Source organism: Bacillus sp. GMs2/2 (assembly GCF_050172095.1).
Taxonomy (GTDB): domain Bacteria; phylum Bacillota; class Bacilli; order Bacillales; family Bacillaceae_G; genus Bacillus_A; species Bacillus_A cereus.
In genome coordinates, this window is sequence record NZ_JBNLYE010000672.1 from 1 (window position 1) to 1,375 (window position 1,375).

The window sequence follows — 1,375 nt, forward strand, 5'->3', positions numbered from 1 at the left end:
TATAGCCGTTCCCATAATATCCGATAATGCCTCGTTAATTGCCCCAGATTCTCCTGAGAATTCAAGGTTAGATTCACTTGATGTAACTGCGTGTGTAAATTCATGACCGGCTATATCGAACGCTTTTACCATAGGATCTCCATATAAAAGCATACTGATGTTATTAATATTAGTACTAAATGCATTCTCCCAATTTTCAGGATCATTTGTTCCTCCAGAATCCCATGCATGTACAACTGAAACTACTTTTTTTCCTTTATTATCAAAACTATTACGATTATATTTTTCTTTATAAAAATCATATACCTTTGTTGCTAAGAAATGAGCGCTTACCGCCTTTGGATCATTAAATGTTGTTGAAGCGCTAGTTGCTAGTATGCCAGGATAATAACTTTCTTCATTTGTAATATCTCTATAATTTACATCATATGTCTCAATTCCTTGCCCTCTTGTGTAATCAGCAAGCGCATAATTCCCACTGGTCTGTTTAGAAATACCAAATGTACGAGTTACGCCTAAATCATCTTTTCCTGTTCCAGTTAATGATGTGAAATTGCTAGTTTTATTTTCCTTAACGGATTCAACATACTCTTCACTTATTTTCAAACTTGATTCTTGTACCATATCTTTTAACATATCGCCATTATGAGCATTCACTAAATAAGTTCCAGATACATAATTTGGTGTTGTAGCAGCAAATGTAACTTGATATGCATTGCTAGCCTGCCCATGATTTTCATCAACAAAAATAACCGCCTTAACTTCTGGTTCAGAAATAAATTTAATGTCGTTTCCGTACTTTTTATAAATATATTGTTTCGCTTCTTCTTTTGATAAATTAATAGGTTTCTTTAAATCTTCTTGTGTTAAATTTTGTGCGCTAGCTCCTGAAATGCTTTTAATAATACCTTTTTTATCTACGTGAGCAGTTAACTGGTGGCCATACACTTCTTTTCCTTCATATATTTGTTGCATGCGCACAAGTGTAGTTCCATCATAAGAACCACGTTTTTGAAGAACCTTGTAATCTACTCCTGTTTCTGCACTAACTTGTTTTGGAGACAAAGCATGCTCCGTATTTTCCTTAAGTGCATCTTTCACTACATTCTCTGGCGCCTTTTTTGATGGTTGTGTAAGATCACCTGTACGGAATGAATCCTCTTGAATTTCAACTTGCATTTGACCAGGTTCCTCTGCATGACCTACTCCATATGGTGTTACACTTGTTAAAACAAATCCTGTTGTTAATGCAACTATAGCTATTTCTTTTTTATTTCCCATGGTATTTACCTCGTATAAATTTCTATTATTTATATGAAACTGCTAAAATGTATACAATCTATTCCTAACATAAAAAGATGACTTTTGTAATCTA

At 33.8% G+C, this 1,375-nt stretch carries 1 protein-coding gene; it reads right to left on the minus strand.

Annotated features, from left to right (window positions below):
- Nucleotides 1-1,281 (minus strand): M4 family metallopeptidase (locus tag ACQGS6_RS28520; protein ID WP_426966031.1); only part of this gene is annotated, 1,281 nt, incomplete at its 3' end.
- Nucleotides 1,282-1,375: the final 94 nt, after the last annotated feature.